This window comes from Bradyrhizobium sp. ERR14, assembly GCF_014198235.1.
In the GTDB taxonomy this organism is placed as follows: Bacteria; Pseudomonadota; Alphaproteobacteria; order Rhizobiales; family Xanthobacteraceae; genus Bradyrhizobium.
Genome location: NZ_JACIHD010000005.1, coordinates 424,627 through 442,373, shown reverse-complemented (window position 1 = coordinate 442,373; position 17,747 = coordinate 424,627). Strand labels below are relative to the sequence as shown.

At 64.0% G+C, this 17,747-nt stretch carries 15 protein-coding genes; 5 read left to right on the top strand and 10 right to left on the bottom strand.

The window, feature by feature from the left end; translation table 11 throughout:
* The first annotated feature begins 292 nt into the window (after positions 1-292).
* The 3 genes from GGD62_RS18140 to GGD62_RS18130 all read left to right on the top strand — a co-directional run bounded on the left by GGD62_RS18140 (position 293) and on the right by GGD62_RS18130 (position 3,692).
* On the top strand, positions 293-1,474 hold the full coding sequence (locus GGD62_RS18140; protein WP_183709283.1) for an HlyD family secretion protein: 1,182 nt from the start codon (positions 293-295) through the stop codon (positions 1,472-1,474).
* 117 nt (positions 1,475-1,591) lie between these two features.
* Positions 1,592-3,202, top strand: a complete 1,611-nt coding sequence (locus GGD62_RS18135; RefSeq protein ID WP_183709281.1) for an MDR family MFS transporter — start codon at positions 1,592-1,594, stop codon at positions 3,200-3,202.
* A 28-nt stretch (positions 3,203-3,230) separates the two neighbouring features.
* A complete protein-coding gene (locus tag GGD62_RS18130) occupies positions 3,231-3,692 on the top strand; it encodes a carboxymuconolactone decarboxylase family protein (RefSeq protein ID WP_183709279.1) in 462 nt (153 codons plus the stop codon).
* 138 nt (positions 3,693-3,830) lie between these two features.
* On the opposite strand, the gene GGD62_RS18125 is transcribed toward GGD62_RS18130, so the two are convergent.
* The 6 genes from GGD62_RS18125 to GGD62_RS18100 form a co-directional block, all read right to left on the bottom strand.
* Positions 3,831-4,691, bottom strand: a complete 861-nt coding sequence (locus tag GGD62_RS18125) for a D-amino-acid transaminase (RefSeq protein ID WP_179731731.1) — start codon at positions 4,689-4,691, stop codon at positions 3,831-3,833.
* 183 nt (positions 4,692-4,874) lie between these two features.
* Positions 4,875-5,606 carry an amino acid ABC transporter ATP-binding protein gene (locus GGD62_RS18120; RefSeq protein ID WP_018321511.1) on the bottom strand — a complete coding sequence of 244 codons (732 nt, stop codon included), beginning with the start codon at positions 5,604-5,606 and terminating at the stop codon, positions 4,875-4,877.
* A gap of 12 nt (positions 5,607-5,618) precedes the next feature.
* Positions 5,619-6,311: an amino acid ABC transporter permease gene (locus GGD62_RS18115; protein ID WP_018321510.1), complete on the bottom strand. Its 693-nt coding sequence runs from the start codon at positions 6,309-6,311 to the stop codon at positions 5,619-5,621.
* A 3-nt stretch (positions 6,312-6,314) separates the two neighbouring features.
* Complete coding sequence (locus GGD62_RS18110) at positions 6,315-7,046, bottom strand: amino acid ABC transporter permease (RefSeq protein WP_183233351.1); 732 nt, start codon at positions 7,044-7,046, stop codon at positions 6,315-6,317.
* A gap of 115 nt (positions 7,047-7,161) precedes the next feature.
* Entirely contained in the window at positions 7,162-8,073 is a 912-nt protein-coding gene (locus GGD62_RS18105; protein WP_018321508.1) for an amino acid ABC transporter substrate-binding protein, read from the bottom strand.
* Positions 8,074-8,174: 101 nt separating this feature from the next.
* Complete coding sequence (locus GGD62_RS18100) at positions 8,175-9,560, bottom strand: M20 family metallopeptidase (protein ID WP_183709277.1); 1,386 nt, start codon at positions 9,558-9,560, stop codon at positions 8,175-8,177.
* Positions 9,561-9,823: 263 nt separating this feature from the next.
* On the opposite strand from GGD62_RS18100, the gene GGD62_RS18095 reads away from it, so the two are divergent.
* The gene (locus tag GGD62_RS18095) at positions 9,824-11,203 is read left to right on the top strand and encodes an LLM class flavin-dependent oxidoreductase (protein WP_183709275.1); all 1,380 of its coding nucleotides are present in this window, start codon (positions 9,824-9,826) and stop codon (positions 11,201-11,203) included.
* Between the two features lie 140 nt (positions 11,204-11,343).
* On the opposite strand, the gene GGD62_RS18090 is transcribed toward GGD62_RS18095, so the two are convergent.
* The 4 genes from GGD62_RS18090 to GGD62_RS18075 all read right to left on the bottom strand — a co-directional run bounded on the left by GGD62_RS18090 (position 11,344) and on the right by GGD62_RS18075 (position 16,635).
* Positions 11,344-13,005, bottom strand: coding sequence for a thiamine pyrophosphate-binding protein (locus GGD62_RS18090; RefSeq protein WP_183709273.1), 1,662 nt, complete (start codon positions 13,003-13,005; stop codon positions 11,344-11,346).
* 260 nt (positions 13,006-13,265) lie between these two features.
* Positions 13,266-13,769 carry a GFA family protein gene (locus GGD62_RS18085; RefSeq protein ID WP_018321504.1) on the bottom strand — a complete coding sequence of 168 codons (504 nt, stop codon included), beginning with the start codon at positions 13,767-13,769 and terminating at the stop codon, positions 13,266-13,268.
* A 124-nt stretch (positions 13,770-13,893) separates the two neighbouring features.
* The gene (locus GGD62_RS18080) at positions 13,894-15,021 is read right to left on the bottom strand and encodes an alkene reductase (protein WP_183709272.1); all 1,128 of its coding nucleotides are present in this window, start codon (positions 15,019-15,021) and stop codon (positions 13,894-13,896) included.
* Between the two features lie 117 nt (positions 15,022-15,138).
* Complete coding sequence (locus GGD62_RS18075; RefSeq protein ID WP_018321502.1) at positions 15,139-16,635, bottom strand: aldehyde dehydrogenase family protein; 1,497 nt, start codon at positions 16,633-16,635, stop codon at positions 15,139-15,141.
* A gap of 182 nt (positions 16,636-16,817) precedes the next feature.
* On the opposite strand from GGD62_RS18075, the gene GGD62_RS18070 reads away from it, so the two are divergent.
* Entirely contained in the window at positions 16,818-17,663 is an 846-nt protein-coding gene (locus tag GGD62_RS18070) for an SDR family NAD(P)-dependent oxidoreductase (protein ID WP_183709269.1), read from the top strand.
* Positions 17,664-17,747 lie beyond the last annotated feature (84 nt).

The window sequence follows — 17,747 nt, the reverse complement described above, 5'->3', positions numbered from 1 at the left end:
GATTATCCGCCTTTGATGGATAATCGCAAGGAATTCACCCCGATTATCTATCAAAACACGGGATTTCACCTCGCATGAAGCTTCGCGTGGAGCAGGACGCATGCGTTAGCAGCAATCGCTCGACGGGCGCGGCAATCCCGCTGGGGCAGTCGCGGGTCTGGTTCGCTAGACATCACAACCAAGGCGACCTCTCCGGATTATCCAGCTCTGATGGATAATCCTTCCAGCGTTTCCTCGATTATCACCAAGCCCAGAAAGACCAATAGTCTCAGGACGCCGATAGGAGACTTCCATGTCCGAGATGCCCCGCGCCGAGACTTTTCAGCAGGCAACTGAAATCACCCCCGATAACCCCAAGACCCCGCCGACTGCCCCGGCCCGGAACAGGGTGCGGCGCGCGGCGCTGGCGCTCGCGTTCCTCGCGGGCACGGCAACCGCTGTCTATTACGGGCACGATTACTGGACCAACGGCCGCTACCTCGAGACAACCGACGATGCCTATGTGAAGGCTGACTCCACGATCATCGCACCAAAAATCTCCGGCTACATCGCCAAGGTGCTGGTCAGTGACAACGAAAAGGTGAAGGCGGGCCAGGCGCTGGCCAAGATCGACGATCGCGACTTCAAGGCGGCGCTCGACCAGGCCAAAGCCGACGTCGCCGCCGGCGAAGCCTCGGTGCGCAACATCGATGCCCAGCTCGAGCTGCAACAGCCGATCATCGAGCAGAGCACGGCTGACGTCACTGCAGCCGACGCCAACCTGAAATTCGCGCAGGAAGAGCGCGCCCGATACGACGACCTCATGAAGACCGGCTCCGGCACGATCCAGCGCGCGCAGCAGACCGACGCGGCGCTACGCGCGAGCAGCGCGCAATTGCAGCACGCGAAATCCGGCCTGCTGGCCGCTCAGCGCAAGATCGACGTGCTCACCACCCAGCGCGCCCAGGCGGCGGCCCAGCTCGAACGGGCCCGCGCTGTCGCACAGCAGGCGGCGTTGAACCTGTCCTATACCGAGATCACCGCGCCGGTCGAGGGCACCGTCGGCGCCCGTTCGCTGCGCGTCGGCCAGTACGTGCAAGCCGGCACGCAATTGATGGCGGTGGTGCCGCTCGATGCGGTCTACGTGGTCGCCAACTTCAAGGAGACCCAGCTCACGCATGTGCGGCCGGGTCAGCCGGTCGAGTTGCACGTCGACAGTTTTCGCAATCGAACCCTGCACGGCCATGTCGACAGCCTGTCGCCCGCGAGCGGGCTCGAATTCGCGCTGCTGCCGCCCGACAACGCCACCGGCAACTTCACCAAGATCGTGCAGCGGGTGCCGGTGAAGATCGTGCTCGACGACCACAGCCTCACCGGCCTGCTGCGCCCCGGCATGTCGGCGGTGCCGACGGTCGACACCAAGCAGGCGGTGCTGGCAGAGCGCGAGACGGCGAAGCGCCTCGCCGGCAACACGTCCCGCCCGAACGGCGGCTGAAGCCGGAAGGCCTCGGCGGGATTATCAAATCCTGCCGAACGATCCTTCCGCAGCTTCATCGATTATCGAAACCATTCGCCTGACGCATCCTGTCTCCGTACCCGAGACGAGGCCTTCATGAGCACGCTGCAACCGACCCTCGACGCCGCCACCAATCTCGCCGCCCCCGCAGCTCCGAGCACGCCGGCCGTATCCGCAAAAACCTGGGTCGCCGTGATCGGCGCGACGCTCGGCGCCTTCATGGCGGTGTTGAACATCCAGATCGTCAACGCCTCGCTCGCCGACATCCAGGGTGCGATCGGCGCCGGCATCGACGACGGCGGCTGGATCTCGACCTCCTATCTGGTCGCTGAGATCGTGGTGATCCCGCTGTCCGGCTGGCTGGCGCAGGTGTTCTCGATCCGGATTTATCTTCTGACCAACGCGATCCTGTTCCTGATCCTCTCGGCGGCCTGTGCACTTGCGCAGGATTTGCCGCAGATGATCGTGCTGCGCGCCGTGCAGGGATTTACCGGCGGCGTGCTGATTCCGATGGCGTTCACGCTGATCATCACGCTGCTGCCGCGCGCAAAACAGCCGGTCGGCCTTGCGCTGTTCGCGCTGTCGGCGACGTTCGCGCCGGCGATCGGCCCGACCATCGGCGGCTATCTCACCGAGAATTTTGGCTGGGAGTACATCTTCTACGTCAACCTCATTCCCGGCGCGGTGATGGTCGGCATGCTCTGGTACGCGCTCGAGCCCAAGCCGATGAAGCTGGCGCTGCTGCGCGACGGCGACTGGGCCGGCATCATCACCATGGCGATCGGGCTATCGGCGCTGCAGACCGTGCTGGAGGAAGGCAACAAGGACGACTGGTTCGGCTCGCCCTTCATCGTCAAGCTGTCAGTGATCGCGGCAGCCGCGCTGACCGCCTTCCTGATCATCGAGCTCACGGTGAAGAAGCCGCTGCTCAACCTGCGCCTGCTCGTCCGCCGCAATTTCGGCTTCGGCATGCTCGCAAATTTCCTGCTCGGCATCGCGCTGTACGGCTCGGTCTTCATCCTGCCGCAGTATTTGTCGCGCATCCAGGGCTACAATTCCGAGCAGATCGGCATGGTGCTGGCCTGGACCGGATTGCCGCAACTCCTGCTGATTCCGCTGGTGCCGCGCTTGATGCAAAAGTTCGATGCGCGGATCATCATCGGCGTCGGCTTCGTGTTGTTCGCGGCTTCCAACTTCATGAACATCTATATGACCAATGATTACGCCGCCGACCAGCTGCTGTGGCCCAACGTCGTCCGCGCCATCGGCCAGGCGCTGGTGATGGCGCCGCTCTCGGCGGTCGCTACCGCCGGCATCGAGCCGGAGAACGCGGGCTCGGCCTCGGGCCTGTTCAACATGATGCGCAATCTCGGCGGCGCCGTCGGCATCGCACTGCTCCAGACCGTGCTGACCAAACGCGAGCAGTATCACTCCAATGTGCTGATGCAGTCGGTCTCGGTGTTCGAGCAGGCCACCCGCACACGGCTGGAACAGCTCACGCAATATTTCGTCAATCACGGCATCCTCGACCGTGCGGATGCAGCGCATCGCGCGTATGTCGCGATTGGCCATATCGTGCAGAAGCAGGCGTACATTCTAGCCTTCAGCGACACGTTTTATCTGCTCGGCATGGCGCTGATCGTCGCGCTCGCCGCCGTCCTGTTCCTGAAGAAGCCCGGCCAGACCTCAGCCGGTGGCGCCCACTGACTCAACCCAGCAAGCAAGGAGAACGACCATGAAACCCCGCATGAACTACTATCAGGCCGCGCCGGATACGATCAAAGCGCTGATGGCGCTGGAGACGCAGATCCAGTCCACGGGGCTCGAGAAATCGCTGATCGAGCTCGTCAAGATCCGGGCGTCACAGATCAACGGCTGCGCCTTCTGCATCAACATGCACACCGAGGACGCCCGCAAGCGCGGCGAGACCGAGCAACGCATCTACCTGCTCGATGCCTGGCGCGAATCCCCGCTTTACACCGATCGCGAGCGCGCCGCGCTGGCCTGGGCGGAATCGGTCACGCTGATCTCGCAGACGCATGCACCTGATGACGTCTACGAGCAGGTCCGCGCGCAGTTCTCCGAGGAAGAGACCGTGAACCTGACCATGCTGATCGGCGCCATCAACGCCTGGAACAGGATCGCGATCGCGTTCCGTGCGGTTCATCCGGTGAAGGTGAAGGCGTCGGTGGCGTAGGTCACAACACGCGCCTCAGCGCAGGTCTCGTAGGGTGGGCAAAGCGGAGCGTGCCCACGTTCTGCAGCTAAAGCGAGAGAGGACGTGGGCACGGCGCAAGTGCGCCTTTGCCCACCCTACGGCAGCCGAGTGCGCGGCTCAGACCGCCGTCGCCTTGGCGAACTCCACGTAGATCTCGCGCAGGCGCGTCGCCATCGGGCCGGGCTTGCCGTCGCCGATGGTCTTGCCGTCGATCGCGACCACCGGCTGGACGAACAGTGAAGCCGACGTCGCAAAAGCCTCCTTCGCGGCAAGCGCCTCGGCGACCGTGAACGAGCGCTCCTCGACGCGGAGCTGACGTTCCTCGGCGAGCGCCACCACGGCCTTGCGGGTGCAGCCCGGCAGGATCGCGTTGGAGTTCTTGCGGGTCACGATGACGTCGTCCTTGGTGAGGATGAAGGCCGAGGACGAACCGCCCTCGGTGACGTAGCCATCTTCCAGCATCCAGGCTTCGCCGGCGCCGGCCTCAGCCGCAGCCTGCTTTGCCAGGACCTGCGCCAGCAAGGCCACGCTCTTGATGTCGCGCCGCTCCCAGCGAATGTCGGGCACCGTGATGACGTTGATGCCAGTCTTGGCTGATGCGGCGTTGATGATGTCCTTCTCCGAGGTGAACATCACCAGGCTCGACTTGACGTCGCCCTTGGGAAACGGAAAGTCGCGGCCCTTGTCGGCGCCGCGTGTCACCTGGAGATAGACCAGGCCGTTGGCGACCTTGTTGCGCGCGATCAGCTCCTTCTGCAGCTCGGTGATGCGCTCGACCGTCTCCGGCAGCTTCAAGCTGATCTCGCCGACCGAGCGCTCCAGCCGCGCCAGATGCGAGGCGTTGTCGACCAGCTTGCCGTCGAGCACGGCCGAGACCTCATAGATGCCGTCAGCGAACAGGAAGCCGCGATCGAGGACCGAGATCTTGGCGTCCGAGAGCGGGACGAATGAGCCGTTGACGTAGGCGATCGGGTCCAAGGCAGGTCTCCTGGGGGAAGGGGGATTTGGCCACCGGTATAGGAGATTTGGCGAGCCCGATAAACCCTCGATCCGTCATTCCGGGGCATTCGCAAAGCGAATGAGCCCGGAATCCATCTTACCTCGCGTACTGCCGCCCGATGGATTCCGGGCCCGCGCCAAGAGGCGCGTCCCGGGGGGGAGCTAATGCGACAGAATCTTCGACAAGAACTTCTGCGCGCGGTCGCTGCGCGGCTGGCCGAAGAAATCGTCCTTCGCCGCATCCTCGACGATCTCGCCGCGGTCCATGAAGATCACGCGATTGGCCACTTTGCGGGCAAACCCCATCTCGTGGGTGACGACCATCATGGTCATGCCCTCATGGGCGAGATCGACCATGACGTCGAGCACTTCGCTGACCATTTCGGGATCGAGTGCCGAGGTCGGCTCGTCGAACAGCATCACGATCGGGTCCATGGCAAGCGCGCGCGCGATCGCCACGCGCTGCTGCTGGCCGCCGGAAAGCTGCGCGGGAAACTTCTGCGCCTGTTCCTTCAGGCCGACGCGATCCAGCAGCATCATGCCCTTCGTCACCGCCTTGTCAGACGACCTGCCCAGCACCTTCTGCTGCGCGAGGCAGAGATTGTCGATGATCTTGAGGTGCGGGAACAGCTCGAAGTGCTGGAACACCATGCCGACGCGCGAGCGCAGCTTGGGCAGATTGGTCTTGGGGTCGTTGACCTTGGTGCCGTCGACGCTGATGTCGCCGCTCTGGAACGGCTCCAGCGCATTGACGCACTTGATCAGCGTCGACTTGCCCGAGCCCGACGGTCCGCAGACCACCACGACCTCGCCCTTGGTGACGCTGGTGGTGCAATCGGTCAGCACCTGGAAGCTCGGAGTGTACCATTTGTTGACGTGGCTGATTTCGATCATGACCGACACGCTCTATCGAATGATGGCGATGCGCGCCTGGAGGCGACGGACGCCGAAGGACGCGATACAGGAAATGGTGAAGTAGACGACGGCTGCGAACAGATACATTTCGACGAGACGCCCGTCGCGCTGCGCGACCTTGCTCGCCGCTCCCAGGAAGTCCGTGATCGAGAGGACATAGACCAGCGAGGTGTCCTGGAACAGCACGATGGTCTGCGTGATCAGGACCGGCAGCATGTTGCGGAAGGCTTGCGGCAACACGACGTAGCGCATGGTCTGGGCGTAGGTCAGCCCCAGCGCGCTGGCCGCGGCCGGCTGGCCGCGCGAGATCGACTGGATGCCGGCGCGCATGATCTCGGAGAAGTACGCCGCCTCGAACATGATGAAGGTGATGAGCGAGGATGCGAACGCGCCGACGCTGATCGGGCGCGAGGCGCCGGTCAGCCACTGCCCGATATAGGGCACCAGGAAGTAGAACCAGAAGATCACCAGCACCAGCGGCAGCGAGCGCATGAAGTCGACATAGACCCCGGCGATCCGGCCGAGCAGCTTGAGGCCCGACAGGCGCATCAGGGCGAGCGCCGTGCCGAAGACGAGGCCACCGAGGGCTGCAAGGCCCGTCAGCGTCAGTGTGAACGTCATGCCCTCGTAGAACAGATAGGGCAGCGCGCGGCGGATGACGTCGAAATCGAGATTGCCGAACATCGCTTATTTCCCCGTGATGTAGCCGGGGATCGCGACCCAGCGCTCAAGGAAGCGCATCGCGGTCACCACGACGGCGTTGACGAGGAGATAGAGGATGGTCGCGGCGGTGAAGGCCTCGAACACCTGGAACGAGAATTCCTGCATCGAGCGCGCCTGTCCGGTCAGCTCGAGCAGGCCGATGGTGATCGCGACCGCCGTGTTCTTGATGGTGTTGAGGAATTCGGACGTCAGCGGCGGCAGGATGATGCGGAACGCCATCGGCAGCAGCACATAGCGATAACCCTGCGCGGTGGTCAGACCCAGCGCGGTCGCCGCCATCTTCTGCCCGCGCGGCAGTGAGCCGATGCCGGCCTGCAGCTGCACGGCCACGCGCGCCGACATGAAGAAGCCGACGCCGATCGCCGCCGTCCAGAACGGCGCGTTCGGCAATTGCTTCAGCCAAATGCCGGCGGCCTTCGGCAGCAGCTCCGGCAGCACGAAGAACCACAGGAACAGCTGCACCAACAGCGGCATGTTGCGGAAGAATTCGACATAGGCGAAGCCGAACCAGTTCGCCCCCTTCGACGGCAGCGTGCGCATGACGCCGACGATCGAGCCGGTGATCAGCGCGATGACCCAGGCCAGCGCCGCGGTTTTCAGGGTCAGCGCCAGGCCCGACAGCAGCATGTCGAGATAGGTGCCCGTCCCCATCGGGTTCGGCTGGAAAAAGATTCCCCAGTTCCAGTTATAGTTCACGTGTCCCCCGCGCGAACGCGCCAGTCAGAGATATCCTGGCCGCCTATGCAAATGTCCGGCCACCCCTGTGTCAAGAGTGGCCGGACATGATCCCGATCGAAAGATCGAGGTTATCTTACTTATAGTCGTCCGGGTTCGGCGAGTCCGTCGGCTTGGCGAACTCGTTCTTCAGCTCGGCCGAGATCGGCGTGTTGAGGTTCAGGCCCTTCGGGGGGATCTTGGCGGTGAACCACTTGTCATAGATCTTCTGGGCCTCGCCGGACGTATAGAGCGCCGCGGTCGCCGCATCGACCACCTTCTTGAAGGCGGCATCGTCCTTGCGCAGCATGATGCCGTAGGGCTCGGGCTTGGAGAATGCGTCCTTGGAGATGACGTAGTCGTCCGGCGACTTCGAGCCGGCGACGAGGCTGGCGAGCAGGATGTCGTCCATGACGAAGGCGACCGCGCGGTCGGTCTCGACCATCAGGAAGGCTTCGGCGTGGTCCTTGGCCGGAATGATGTTGGCGCCGAGCTTTTTCTCGACGTTGGCCTCGGTCAGCTGCTTGATGTTGGTGGTTCCCGCGGTCGAGACCACGGTCTTGCCCTTGAGGTCTTCGATCGACTTCAGGCCGCTCGACTTCTTGAAGACGTAGCGGCTCGCGGTCAGGTAGTGGGTGTTGGTGAAAGCAACCTGCTTCTGGCGCTCGGCATTGTTGGTGGTCGAGCCGCATTCGAGGTCGATGGTGCCGTTCGCCATCAGCGGGATACGGGTCGCCGACGTCACCGGATTGAGCTTGACCTCGAGCTTGTCGAGCTTGAGCTCCTTCTTCACCGCGTCGACGATCTTGTAGCAGATGTCCATCGCAAATCCGACGGGCTTCTGATTGTCGTCGAGATAGGAGAAGGGGATCGAGGAGTCGCGGAAGCCCAGCGTGATGGCGCCGGTGTCCTTGATGTTCTTCAGCGTGCCTGTCAGCTCCTGGGCCCCGGCCTGGCTGACGGCGAAGGTCGCGGCGAGCGCGAGCCCAATGCTACGGAAATGTTTCACTTTTTTGGTCCCCTTTCAGGATGATGCGGCCCGGATGCAAGCACAGATTGGGCCGGATTAGAATGTGACTTTCGGCTGGCTTGCGGCAGAGGTTAATGGGCTCAGGTCAGCGGCTTGGGCAATTCCCCGAGATCCCAGAACAGGCCGGCCATCACCGTCAAGGCTTCTTCCGTCAATGGCAGCAGGATGTGCTCATTGGGCGCATGCTGGGAGCAGCCGGGATAGGAGTGCGGGACCCAGATCGTCGGCAGACCCAGGATCTCGGAGAATACGTCGTTGGGCAGCGAGCCGCCGAAGTTCGGCAGCACCGCCGGCGGCTTGCCGGTGGTCTCTTTCACCGAATCCGCCGCCCATTTGATCCAGGGGCTGTCGAAATCGGTGCGCGATGCAGCAAAGCTCTGCGCCGCCCGCACCTCGACCATCGAAAAGCCCTTCTGGACAAGATGCGCGCGGATCGCCTCGATCAGGCCGCCGACCTCGGTGCCGACCACGAAACGCAGTTGCAGCACAGCATTGGCATGGCCCGGAATGGCGTTGGCCGGCTTCTCGATATTGCCCGATGACATCGCCAGCACTTCCAGCGTGTTCCAGGCGTAAAGCCGCTCGGCGGCCGACAGCCCCTCCTCGCCCCAGTTCTCGGCAAGCGCCGGCTCGTCCTCGGTCGGCACCACCTGTACGTCGCCAAGATAGCTGCGGATCTGGTTGGTGAGGCGCGGCGGCTTCAGGGCGTCGAGCTGGAGACGGCCGTGGCCGTCGACCAGCGTCGAGATGGCATTCACCAGAATGGTCGCGGGGTTGGCGAGCACGCCGCCCCAATTGCCGGAATGGTGGCCGCCATCGCGCAGGTTCACATCGAGATGAATGCGGATGCCGCCGCGGCATCCCAGGAACAGCGTCGGGCGGTCGGCGGACAGGCGCGGCCCGTCGGAGGCCATGAACAGGTCGGCCTTGAGCGCGTCGCGATTGAGGTCGCAGACCTTGCCCAGATCGGGCGAGCCGATCTCCTCGCCCATCTCGACGATGAACTTGGCGTTGAAGCCGAGCTTGCCGCCACGGGCGTCGCGCACCGCGCGGAGTGCCGCCATGTTGATGCTGTGCTGGCCCTTGTTGTCGGCGGTGCCGCGGCCATAGAGCCGCGTGCCCGCAACCGTCGTGCGCCAGGGATCGCGGCCCTCGCGCCACTCGCCCTCCATGCCGTCGACGACGTCGCCATGGCCGTAGATCAGCACGGTGGGCGCTGAGGCGTTTTCGTGATGCTCGGCGAACAGGAACGGCGACTTGCCACTGGGGGACTCGACGATGCGGCTGGTAAAATCCAGCGCGGCAAACGCCGGCTGCATTTCCTGTTCCAGATAGGCGCGCAGCTCGGCGCCGCGCGAGGGATTCTGGCTTTCGGTCTTGAAGACGACGCGGCGGTCGAGTTCAGCGAGGAACGCACCGGATTTGAAATCATCACGGGCGCGGGCGATGGCGTCGGCTCTGGTCATGACTTGCTTTTCGAGACTTTGAGACAAAGGACCCTACCCGAGACAGGTGGCCCTTCGAAAGTGGCGGGGACGTCGATAGTTCTTGGAGTTCTCTTGAACTTCTCTTGGGATTTCGTTCTTGCTCTCTTGAGACTGGCTTGCCAAGGGCGGCAGCCCGCTGATTTTGGCCTTGCCAAGCGCAGGTTATATGCAAGAACTTCGCCAAGTTCGGGCGCACATCTACCATTCGAAGAGCGCTCAGTATAGAGCGCCGGGGAACGATCATGGCCAAGCAGATCAGGCTTAATGCCTTTGCGATGAATTGCGTCGCGCACCAGTCGCCGGGCCTGTGGACTCATCCACGCGACCGCACCGCCGAGTATAACCGCCTGCCCTACTGGATCGATCTTGCCAGGACACTGGAGCGCGGCCGTTTCGACGGGCTGTTCCTGGCCGACGTGCTCGGCGTCTACGACGTCTACGGCAACAGTCCTGACGCTGCCTTGCGCAACGCAGCACAGACACCGTCGAACGAGCCGCTGCTGCTGCTCTCGGCGATGGCCGCGGTGACGAAAGACCTCGGCTTCGGCGTCACCAGCAATCTGTCGTTCGAGCCGCCCTATCCGTTCGCGCGGCGGATGTCGACGCTGGACCATCTCACCGAGGGCCGGATCGGCTGGAACGTCGTCACCGGCTATCTCGACAGTGCCGCGCGTGGCGCCGGCAAGGACAAGCAGACCGGGCATGACGACCGCTACGACATCGCGGACGAATATATGGAGGTGGTCTACAAGCTCTGGGAAGGGAGCTGGGAGGACGACGCCGTGCTGCGCGACCGCAAGCGGGGCATCTTCACCGATCCCAGCAAGGTTCACCGCATCAATCACGAGAGCGCGAACTACCGCATCAACAACACCATCCATCTCAGCGAGCCCTCGCCCCAGCGCACGCCGGTCCTGTACCAGGCCGGCACTTCGCCGCGCGGCCGGCAGTTCGCGGCCAAGCATGCCGAATGCGTGTTCATGTCGGGACCGTCGGCCAAGATCATCGGGCCGCGCGTCGCCGCGATCCGCCAGGAGGCCGCCGCGGTCGGCCGCGATCCGGCTGAGATCCTGATGTTCAACATGATGACGATCATCCTCGGCAACACGGAAACAGATGCCGCGGCGAAATATGCCGACTACCGGTCGCATATCAATCCGGAAGGCGCGCTGGCCCTGATGTCGGGATGGACCGGCATCGACTTCTCCGGCTACGAGCTCGACCAGCAGGTCCGTCACGTCCAGAACGATGCCGGCCGCAGTGCACTCGACAATGTCACCCGGGGCGATCCCGACCGCGTCTGGACCGTGCGCGACGTCATCGAGCATGTCGGCATCGGCGGCGCCGGCCCTGTCGTGGTCGGCACGCCGGAAATGGTTGCGGACAAAATCGAGGACTGGTTCGAGAAGACCGACGTCGACGGCCTCAACGTCGCGTTTGCGATCTCGCCAGGCGATTTCGAGGATATTGCCGACATGCTGGTGCCGGAGCTGACGCGGCGCGGACGGTACAAGTCGGAATACGCCAAGGGCACGCTGCGGGAGAAGCTGTTCGGCGCCGGCCGCGCAAGGCTCGATGCGCCGCATCCGGCGGCCGGGTATAGGGTGGGGAGGAAGGGGTAGTTGCCACGTCCTAGGTGTCGTCCCGGCGAACGCCGGGACCCATAACCCCAGGGAGTGGTTTGGCGAAGACTCGTTGTTCGGGATTAGCTCTGGTATGGGTCCCGGCGTTCGCCGGGACGACGCCGTGGAGGCAGCCTGCCCTACACCCTCCCGTCCACCATCACCTCGATCAGCTTCGTCCCCGGCCGATTGAACGCCGATGCCAGCGTCGCCTTCAGCTCGCGGGGATCGCTCACCTTGATTGCCTCGCAGCCGAGCGCCTTGGCGACGCCGGCGAAATCCACGGGCGGATCGACGAAATCCATGCCGACATAATTGTCGTCGCCGTGGAAGGCGAGCAGGCGCTGCTTGATGATGCGGTAGCCGCCATTGTTGACGATGACGACGTTGAGCGGCAGCTTGTGATGCGCCGCGGTCCATAGCGACTGGATCGAATACATCGCACTGCCATCGCCCGAGAAGCAGACGACCGGCCGATCAGGATTGGCGATGCTGGCGCCGACCGAGGCCGGCAGGCCCCAGCCGATGCCGCCCGAGGCAAGACCGTGATAACCGTAGCGATCGCGATGCGGCCGCAGCGCCGTCACTTGACGGCTGGAGGTGAGGCCTTCGTCGACCAGGATGGCATTGTCAGGCATGGCCTCGACCATCTGCAGCACCAGGAAGTCCGGATCGATTGGCGTGCGGCCAGCGCTCTTGCCGATCTGCTCGATCAGCGCCGCGCGGCGTGCGGTCCAGTTCTTCGGCGCGAGTTCGGCGAGACGCTGCTTGGCGCGGCTCGCCAGTGTCGCGCCACCCATCTCCTTCAGCACCGGAATCAGCGCGCGCAAGGTTTCATTCAGATCGGCCTTCAGGGCGATCTCGACGCCGTAGTTCTTGGCGATCTCCCAGTCGACGAGGCCGATCTGCACGATGCCGAGACCATCAGGCAGCGCATCGACCTCGCTATAAACAGACATCCGCAACGGATCGCCGCCGAGCGCGATCAAGAGGTCGTATGGCGCAAGCGTATCGCGCGCGACCTTCTGCACGCGTGCCAGCGTGCCGACAAAGCTCGGGCTCTCCGACAGGAAGTGCGAGCCATAGGGCGTTGAGGATTGAAAGGCCGCCGCGCCGAGCAGTTCGGCAAGTTCGGCGGCCTCCTTCAGCGCATCGCTCTTGACCACCTCGTCCATGGTGACGATGACGGGACGCTCCGCCCTGAGCAGGCGCGCAGCAAACGCCTTGAGCGCTTCGTCCGACGGCCTTGTCCGCGCGTCGATGCGGGTGGAGCGGCCGAGATCGATCCCGGCTTCGCTGTTGAGGATGTCGCCGGGCAGCGAGATGAACACCGGCCCCGTCGGCGGCGTCGTCGCAATCTTGGCGGCACGGCGCACGATGCGCGGCAGATCCTCCAGCCGCGTCACCTCCACCGCCCATTTCACTAGCGGTTCGGCCATGCGCACCAGCGGGCCATACAGCACTGGCTCCATCAGGCCATGGCCCTGCTCCTGCTGGCCGGCGGTCAGGATCATCGGCGTACCCGTGAACTGGGCGTTGTAGAGCGAGCCCATCGCGTTGCCGAGGCCGGGCGCGACATGGACGTTGCAGGCGACGAGCTTTCCCGAAGCGCGGCTATAGCCATCGGCGATCGCGACCACCAGGCTCTCCTGCATCGCCATCACATAAGTGAGGTCTGGATGGTCCTTCAGCGCATGCATGATCGGCAGCTCGGTGGTGCCGGGGTTGCCGAACAGATGCGTGATGCCCTCGTCCTTGAGCAGCGCGAGAAAGGCGGAGCGGCCGGTGATCTTGTTCTTCATGTTTCCTCCAGGAGCGGACGTTGCCGCAAGGACTGAAAGCATGATGGCCGAAGTCGCGGGAGGCGCGCAAGGAAGCGTGGTCATGGCTGCGTTGCATGGAAACCCCGCTCGTGTCCCGGACGCGACACAGCGCGCAGCGGTGCGGCGCAGAGCCGGGACCCAGTTGCTCACCGCATTCTCCGCCGTATGGGCCCCGGCTCAGCGGAGCGTCACTTCGTGCCGCACCGCGTCCGGGGCACGAGAGCGGAGTACGTTGCGCATTACATCTCCTCCCGCCCCAGCTCGAACGGGTCCTCGCCACCCGACCGCTTCTTCTTTTTCGAGCGCTGCCAGACCACGCCGGGGAAGCCTTTCAGCGGCACCAGCGGCTCGCCGGTATAGGCCCATTCCTGCAGCTCCTCGATCGCGATGTGATAGAGCGGCTGGCGGCCGGTGCGCTCCCTAAAGAGCGCACGCGGGATGTTGACCATGTGCGGACCGCGCGGACGTTCATAGGCAATCGGCGTCCCGCATTGCGAGCAGAAGCTGCGCGTGGTCCTGGTGGACTTGTCCTCGTAGCGCGTCAGCGCCGTCTTGCCTGACGTAATGCGAAACCGCTTCTTCCAGCTGCCGACATAGGTCGCGTACGCCGCGCCGTGAGCGCGGCGGCTGGAGGCGGAGTGATCGTGCCAGGCCCAGCGCGCAGGGATATCGATCTCGAAGGTGACCTTGCCGCAGAGGCATTGCCCGGTGGCGAGGCCTGCGGCGGCTGCGGCTTTGGCCATTTGTGTTTTCCCTGCTGTCATTTCGGGATGGTGCGAAGCACCAGACCCGGAATCTCGAGATTCTCCGGTGCGCAATTGCGCACCATAATTCGATGCTGCGCATCGCCCCGGATGACGGAAGAGATCAGGCCGGCGTCAGCTCGTCATAAACAGGATAATCCGTATACCCCTTCTCCTCGCCGCCGTAGAACGTCGCGCGGTTGTACGGCGTGATCGGATAGTCGTGCTGCAGGCGGCGCGGCAGATCGGGATTGGAGATGAAGATGCGGCCGAAGGCGATGATGTCGGCGTGTCCATCGGTGATCGCCGCATTCGCGGTCTCGCCGGTAAAGCCGCCAGCGGTCATCAGCACGCCACCGTAGAGCGGGCGGAACAGCAGCATCGCCGACGGCACATTCTGCCAGTTGACTTCGGCGCGACCCGAGCCGCTCGATCGCGGCTCGATGAAGTGCAGATAGGCGAGGCCGAGCTTGTCGAGCGCCTTCACCACGTGGGTGTAGAGCGGCATCGGATCGGGCTCGCCGGAATCATTGGCGATGCCGTGCGGCGACAGCCGCACGCCGACGCGGTTCGCACCCCAGACGTCGATCGCGGCCTGCGTGATCTCCAGCAGCAGCCGCGCGCGGTTCTCGATCGATCCACCATATTCATCGGTGCGCTGGTTGCTGCGCGATTGCAGGAATTGCTCGAGCAGATAGCCGTTGGCGCCGTGGATCTCGACGCCGTCGAAGCCGGCCGCGAGCGCATTCTTCGCGCCCTGCCGGAAGGCCTCGACGATACCCTTGACCTCCTCGGTCTCCAGCGCGCGCGGCGTCTCATAGTCCGAGATCTTGCCGTCGGCCGTCATCGCCTTCATGCCCTCGGCCTTGATCGGGATCGCCGAAGCCGAAACCGGCAGCTCGCCGCCGTGGAACGAGGAATGCGAGACGCGGCCGACATGCCAGAGTTGGAGGAAGATGATGCCGCCCTTGGCGTGCACCGCATCCGTCACCTTGCGCCAGCCGGCGATCTGCGTTTCCGAATAGATGCCGGGCGTCGCCGGATTACCGCGGCCATGCGAGAGCACCGGCGAGGCTTCGGCGATGAGCAGGCCACCTTGCGTCGCACGCTGGCCGTAATATTCGGCGTTGAGCGGCCTCGGAGAAAAGCTCGCGCGCTCGGCCCGCATGCGTGTCAGCGGCGCCATAGCGACGCGATGCGCAAGCTTGTACGGACCGACCTGCAACGGTCTAAACAACGCCTCGAATTTCATGCTGACCCCGAATTACTTTGGAAGGATGCGGATCATATAGCGAGGGGCGGCCCCCGGAAAAGGCGCCGCCCCACAAAAGCAGATATTCCCTCTCGCGGAAGGCGGAGAGCACAGCCGCTAGGCCGTCTTGACCCAGACGGCCTTCACGTTGAGATATTCCTCGACATGCTGCTTGCCGGACTCGCGGCCATAGCCGCTCATCTTGTAGCCGCCGAAGGGCACGGCCGGGTCCATGGCCTGGTAGCAGTTCACCCACACCGAACCGGCACGCAGCGATTTTGCGACCGCATGCGCTTTGCTGACGTCGCGCGTCCACAGGCCCGAACCGAGGCCGAAGGTGGTGTTGTTGGCGCGCTTGACCAGCTCGTCCATGTCCTTGAATGCGATCGCGGAGATGACGGGGCCAAAAATCTCCTCCTGCGCGATGCGCATGTTGTCCTGAACGCCCGCGAACACGGTCGGCGAGACGAAGAAGCCCTTCGACAATGCCCCCTCGGTGACGCGGCCCCCGCCGGCGAGCGCCTTCGCGCCTTCCTTCTGGCCGATGTCGAGATAGCCGGTGACGCGCTCGAGCTGTTGCTCGGACACCAGCGGGCCGATCTGCACATTGGGATCGAGACCGTTGCCGACCTGCAGCTTCTTGCCGAACTCGGCGACGCGGCCGACGAACTCCTCGTAGATCGACTGCTCGACGAAAAGGCGCGTGCCGGCGCTGCAGATCTGCCCCGAATTGGCAAACACCGCCATCGCCGCGCCAGGTACTGCGGCATCGAGATCGGCGTCAGCGAACACGATGTCCGGCGACTTGCCGCCGAGCTCGAGCGAAACACGCTTCAAGTTGCCGGCGGAGGCGCGGATGATCGACTGACCCGTGACGTGCGAGCCAGTGAAGGCGACCTTGTCGACGTCATGATGCGAGGCGAGCGCGGCGCCCGCGGTCTCGCCATAGCCGGGCACGACGTTGACGACGCCGGGCGGAATGCCGGCCTCCATCGCCAGCTCGGCGATGCGCAGCGAGGTCAGCGGCGCCTCTTCGGCGGGCTTGAGCACCACGGTGCAGCCGGTCGCGATCGCCGGGCCGATCTTCCAGATCGTCGCGGTCAGCGGGCCGTTCCAGGGAATGATGGCGCCGACGACACCGATCGGCTCCTTCAGCGTGTAGGAGAAGATTTCGCCGGGCAACGAGTTCTCGATGGTCTCGCCGTGGATCGCCGTGGTCTGGCCGGCGTAATAACGCAGCATGCCGACGGCGCGCAGACGATAGGCCCGGGTGCGGCTGAGAGGCGCACCCATGTCGAGGGTGTCGAGCTGCGACAATTCGTCGAAATTCTTCTCGACGAGATCGGCGAGCTTGAGCAGCAGATTCTGCCGCTCGAACGGTTTCACTTTGCTCCAGGGGCCCTCGAAGGCGCGGCGGGCGGCGGCAACCGCACGATCGATGTCTTCCTTGTCGCCCTCGGCGACGGTTGCGAGCAATTCGCCGGTGGCAGGGTTGTGAGTCTCGAAGCGCTTGCCTGAGGCTGCGTCGACCCACTTCCCGTCGATCAGCATCTGCTTGTAGGACCCATTCGCGAACGGATGGCGCGTGATCGGAATAGCCTGCGACACAGCCATGGCTGCACTCCCTGTCAGGTGATTTATTGGTTCGATCTGGGCGGGATCGTTGGGATGAAGGATACAGCCGTGCCGGATAGGCGTAAAGGCAGCGCCGAACGAAGACCTCCCATGCCAACTTGTGCAGGGTCGGAGTGCTGCCATGTTATAACTCGACGAAGAGTCCTCCCCGGAGATGATCCATGCCACATCCCGCCATCGTCAAAGACAATGTCGCCGTGATCACAGGTGGCGCATCCGGAATCGGATTTGCCGCCGCCGCAGCGTTCGCGCGCGCCGGCATGAAGGTGTGTATCGCGGACGTGGACCAGAAGCGGCTGGCGGACGCTGCGACAAAACTGTCATCCGTCACGGTTGCCACAAACGTGATGACCTTCGCCGTCGATGTCAGCAGCGCGGAGAGCGTGACGGAACTGGAACACGCCGTGGCCGCGCAGTTCGGCGGAACGGACCTGCTCATGAACAATGCCGGCATCCAGCCGGGCAGCACGCTGTTCGGCGAACCCGACAATTGGCAGCGCATCATCGCCGTCAATATGTGGGGCATCATCAACGGCTCGCGCATCTTCGCGCCCAACATGATCGCACGCGGCAAGACCGGCCTCATCATCAACACCGGCTCGAAGCAGGGCATCACCACGCCGCCGGGCGATCCCGCCTACAATGTCTCCAAGGCCGGCGTGAAGGCATTTACCGAAGCGCTTCAGCACGAGCTGCGCAACATGAGAGACTGTCGCGTCACGGCACATTTGCTTATTCCCGGCTTCGTCTTCACCGGCCTCACCGCGAAGGGGCGCACCGAAAAGCCGGCCGGCGCCTGGACGCCGGAGCAAACGGTCGATTTCATGCTGGCGCGGCTGGAGGCGGGCGATTTCTACATCCTGTGCCCGGACAACGACGTGCCGCGAGCGCTCGACGAGAAGCGCATGCAATGGGCCGCCGGTGACATCGTCGAGAACCGCCCGCCGCTGTCGCGCTGGCACCCGGATTACGCGGATGCGTTCACCAGGTTCGTGGAAGGGAAATAACTGTCAGACCCTCATGGTGAGGAGCGCGCCCTTGCGCGCGTCTCGAACCATGCAGGCCCGGCTGCGACAGCCCCGCCTCGATCC

Coding starts and splice junctions, on each gene's coding strand:
- GGD62_RS18140 (WP_183709283.1), top strand. CDS start 293: ATGTCCGAGATGCCCCGCGCCGAGACTTTTCAGCAGGCAACTGAAATC.
- GGD62_RS18135 (WP_183709281.1), top strand. CDS start 1,592: ATGAGCACGCTGCAACCGACCCTCGACGCCGCCACCAATCTCGCCGCC.
- GGD62_RS18130 (WP_183709279.1), top strand. CDS start 3,231: ATGAAACCCCGCATGAACTACTATCAGGCCGCGCCGGATACGATCAAA.
- GGD62_RS18120 (WP_018321511.1), bottom strand. CDS start 5,606: ATGATCGAAATCAGCCACGTCAACAAATGGTACACTCCGAGCTTCCAG.
- GGD62_RS18115 (WP_018321510.1), bottom strand. CDS start 6,311: ATGTTCGGCAATCTCGATTTCGACGTCATCCGCCGCGCGCTGCCCTAT.
- GGD62_RS18100 (WP_183709277.1), bottom strand. CDS start 9,560: ATGACCAGAGCCGACGCCATCGCCCGCGCCCGTGATGATTTCAAATCC.
- GGD62_RS18095 (WP_183709275.1), top strand. CDS start 9,824: ATGGCCAAGCAGATCAGGCTTAATGCCTTTGCGATGAATTGCGTCGCG.
- GGD62_RS18090 (WP_183709273.1), bottom strand. CDS start 13,005: ATGAAGAACAAGATCACCGGCCGCTCCGCCTTTCTCGCGCTGCTCAAG.
- GGD62_RS18085 (WP_018321504.1), bottom strand. CDS start 13,769: ATGGCCAAAGCCGCAGCCGCCGCAGGCCTCGCCACCGGGCAATGCCTC.
- GGD62_RS18080 (WP_183709272.1), bottom strand. CDS start 15,021: ATGAAATTCGAGGCGTTGTTTAGACCGTTGCAGGTCGGTCCGTACAAG.
- GGD62_RS18075 (WP_018321502.1), bottom strand. CDS start 16,635: ATGGCTGTGTCGCAGGCTATTCCGATCACGCGCCATCCGTTCGCGAAT.
- GGD62_RS18070 (WP_183709269.1), top strand. CDS start 16,818: ATGCCACATCCCGCCATCGTCAAAGACAATGTCGCCGTGATCACAGGT.